Annotated in this window: 3 protein-coding genes; 2 read left to right on the forward strand and 1 reads right to left on the reverse strand. The window is 72.4% G+C overall.

Features of this window, described 5'->3' with window-relative positions; translation table 11 throughout:
* Both ACT6S0_RS27335 and ACT6S0_RS27340 read left to right on the forward strand, forming a co-directional pair.
* Window positions 1–870 (forward strand): ABC transporter permease (locus ACT6S0_RS27335; RefSeq protein ID WP_444766872.1); only part of this gene is annotated, 870 nt, incomplete at its 5' end.
* Window positions 867–1,901, forward strand: coding sequence for a lipocalin-like domain-containing protein (locus tag ACT6S0_RS27340; RefSeq protein WP_444766873.1), 1,035 nt, complete (start codon window positions 867–869; stop codon window positions 1,899–1,901). The genes ACT6S0_RS27335 and ACT6S0_RS27340, both read left to right, overlap by 4 nt.
* A 13-nt stretch (window positions 1,902–1,914) precedes the next feature.
* Here the strand turns inward: ACT6S0_RS27340 and ACT6S0_RS27345 are convergent, their stop codons facing one another.
* Window positions 1,915–3,042 (reverse strand): lactonase family protein, encoded by a 1,128-nt coding sequence (locus tag ACT6S0_RS27345; RefSeq protein ID WP_444766874.1) that lies wholly within the window; start codon window positions 3,040–3,042, stop codon window positions 1,915–1,917.
* Between the last annotated feature and the right edge of the window lie 206 nt (window positions 3,043–3,248).

Consider the following 3,248-nt stretch of genomic DNA (forward strand, 5'->3'; position numbering starts at 1 on the left):
CCCCAGCGCACCGCGCGCCTGCGCCTGGCGCCGGGGGCCGACGCGGTGGCACTGACGGCGCGCGACATGGGCAGCGGCAGCCTGCCGCTGATCGAGCGCTGGGACGGCGCCGTGGCACCCGATGCGCTGGCCGTCTGGGTCAACGAGGCCGCGCGCAACCGCGACGGGCTTCAGCCCGGTCAGGTCTTCAGCGCCGAGCTGGTGGACGGCGGCCGCGCCGTGCGGCTGCAGGTGCAGGGTGTCTGGCGCGACTACTCGCGCCAGAGCACCGCGCTGTGGATGGACCTGACCGACTACCGCCGTGCCAGCGGCGACGCGACATCGACCGAGGTGGCCCTGTGGCTGGCCCCCGGCCAAGCACTGGACGCCACCCGCGCCGCCGTGCGCCAGCTGGCCGGCGACGACGTCGAGATGGCCGCCGCCGGCGAGCTGCGTGCGCTGTCGCTGAAGATCTTCGACCGCAGCTTCGCCATCACCGTCTGGCTGCAGGCCGTGGCCCTGGCGGTCGGACTGTTCGGCGTTATTGCCAGCCAGTCGGCCCAGGCACTGGCGCGCAAACGCGAGTTCGGCCTGCTGCGCCACCTGGGCCTGTCACGGCGCCAGCTGATGCGGCTGCTGCTGATCGAGGCCAGCCTGACCGGGGGCGCCGGCGCGCTGGCCGGGCTGGCCATGGGCTTGGGGCTGAGCCTCGTGCTGGTCCACGTCGTCAACCCGCAGAGCTTTCACTGGAGCATGGAGATGCATCTGCCCTTTGCGCGCTTGGCCGCCCTGGTGGGCCTGGCGTTCGTGGCCGCCGTCGGCGCCTCGCTGCTCGCTGGCCGGCGGGCACTTGGCCAGGACGCCGTCCGGGCCGTGAGGGAAGACGCATGAAACGCCGCGTCCTGCTGCTGGCCGCCGTGCCCCTGCAGGCGCGCGCCGCGCTCAACTTCCCGCATGACTTCGGCGCCCACCCCGGCCAGGCCATCGAGTGGTGGTACCTGACCGGCCTGCTCGGCGACCGCGACGGCGCACCGGCGCGCTATGGCTACCAGCTGACCTTCTTCGCCCTGCCCGGCCCCGCCGCGGCCGAGCACCCCAGCGGTCTGGCGGCCCGGCAGCTGCTGCTGGGCCATGTGGCCCTGTCGGACCTCGGCGCCGGCAGGCAGCGCCATGCGCAGCGCCTGCTGCGCACGCTGCCGGGCGCCGTGCATGCACGCGTCGGCGATTGCGACCTCAAGCTGCGCGACTGGACCTTCAAGCGTGAAGGCGGCGGCTACCGGGCCGATTTCAACGGCCCCGGCTTCACGCTGGCGCTGGAGCTGGCCACGCCGGACGCGCCGCTGCTGCAGGGCGAGGCCGGCGTCTCGCGCAAGGGCCCCGACGCCGCCCAGTTCAGCCACTACTACTCGCGCCCGCAGATCCTCACCCAGGCCGCGCTGGTGCTCGACGGCCAGCGCCACAGCCTGGCCGGCCGCGCCTGGCTGGACCATGAATGGAGCAACAGCGTGCTGGGCGAGTCGGTGGGCTGGGACTGGCTGGGCATCAACCTGCACGACGGCCGCGCGCTGACGCTGTTCCAGCTGCGCCACAAGAACGGCAGCCGCTCCTGGGCCGGCGGCAGCCTGCGCACGCCGGGCCTGCCCGACCGCAGCTTCTCGCCCGGGGAAGTGCAGATGACCGCCACGCGCTACTGGGCCAGCCCGGCCACCGGCACGCGCTGGCCGGTCGAATGGACCTTGAAGAGTCCTGCCGGAGAGATGCGCCTGAGCGCGGCCTTCGACGCGCAGGAGATCGACGCCCGCGGCAGCAGCGGCCTCGTCTACTGGGAAGGCGTGGCCAGCCTGTCCAGCATGGACAAGCGGCCCCTTGGGGCGGGCTATCTGGAGCTGACCGGCTATGCGGGCCGGCCGCCCATGCTGTAGAACCTCTGCGGAACTAGCGCCGCATGAACCGCACGTGGTTGGGCCGGTCCACCTTCACCTCATGGCCGGCGGCCGACAGCGTGCCGCGCTCGGCATCGATGCGGAAGACCTTGACGTTGCCGCCGTTCTGGTTGGCCGCAATCAGCCAGTGCCCGCCGGGCACGATGCCGAAACTGCGCGGCGTACGCCCGCCGGTCGGGGTCGTCTCGACGAAGCTCAGCGAGCCATCCTGCGGGTTGATGCTGAACACCGCGATGCTGTCGTGACCGCGGTTGGAGACATACAGGAAGCGGCCGCCCGGGTGCACCAGGATCTCGGCGGTGGTGTTGCCTTCAGCGCGCGCCTCGGGCGGCAGCGTGGAGAGGGCCTGGAAGCCCTCCAGCGCGCCGGTGGCGCCATCCACGCGATAGGCGGCCACGCGGGACGTCAACTCCAGGTTGACGTAGGCCCAGCGCCCGTTGGGGTGGAAGGCCATGTGGCGCGGGCCGCCGCCGGCCTCGGTGGTGGCGTGGGCCGGCGTGTTGGGCGAGAGCCTTCCACTGGCCACGTCCAGCCGGTGGATCATGACCTTGTCGATGCCAAGGTCAGGCACATAGGCGCGGGTCTGCGACGGGCCGGGGTAGATGCCATGCGGGTGGGGCTGCTTCTGCCGCTGCGGGTTGACGCTGGCGCCCTCGTGGCGGACCGTGGACGCCGCCGGGCCAAGGCTGCCGTCGGCCTGGATGGGGAAGGACGCGACGTTGCTGCCGTTGTAGTTGGCCAGCAGCAGCACGCGCCCGCTGGCATCGAGGGAGATGTGGCAGGGGCCGCTGCCGCCCGCGGGCTGGCTGTTGAGCAGCACGAGGCTGCCGTCTGCCTGCACGGCGAAGGCGGCCACCTCCTCCTTCCAGGCGCCATCGGCGGCCTTGCCGGCGGCGACCGAGTAGACCAGGGGCCTGCTCGGGTGCATCGCCAGGAAGCCCGGGTTGCCGATTGCCGCAGCCAGCCGCGGCGGCGTGAGCGCGCCGCTGGTTTCGTCGAGCGTGGAGACGTAGATGCCTTTGCTCGCGCCGCCGGTCTCGGTGCCGAAATACACCAGGGTTTCGGCCGCGACGGCGACGGGCAGCAGCGCGGCAATCAGTGCCAGGGCAAGGTTTTTCATGGCGCGTAGTTTGTCCGAAGAACGCGCAGGTGCCCGCGCGGGACAGGTTCTAATCCCCGCCCGATGACACGCCAACCCACGCGCCCGACCTTCGGCTGGGACAGCCGCGGCGGCGAGCACGCCGCCGGCCTGCCCGCCGTCGACGACCTGCCCCACACAAGGCTGCTGACCAGCGGCCGCGCGGCGCTGTTCGCGGCGATGAAGGC

It is taken from the genome of Roseateles sp., assembly GCF_052436255.1.
Lineage (GTDB): Bacteria > Pseudomonadota > Gammaproteobacteria > Burkholderiales > Burkholderiaceae_C > Pelomonas.

Excerpts from the sequence above, each read along its gene's own strand:
- ACT6S0_RS27345 (WP_444766874.1), bottom strand. The coding sequence starts at position 3,042 with ATGAAAAACCTTGCCCTGGCACTGATTGCCGCGCTGCTGCCCGTCGCC.
- ACT6S0_RS27340 (WP_444766873.1), top strand. The coding sequence starts at position 867 with ATGAAACGCCGCGTCCTGCTGCTGGCCGCCGTGCCCCTGCAGGCGCGC.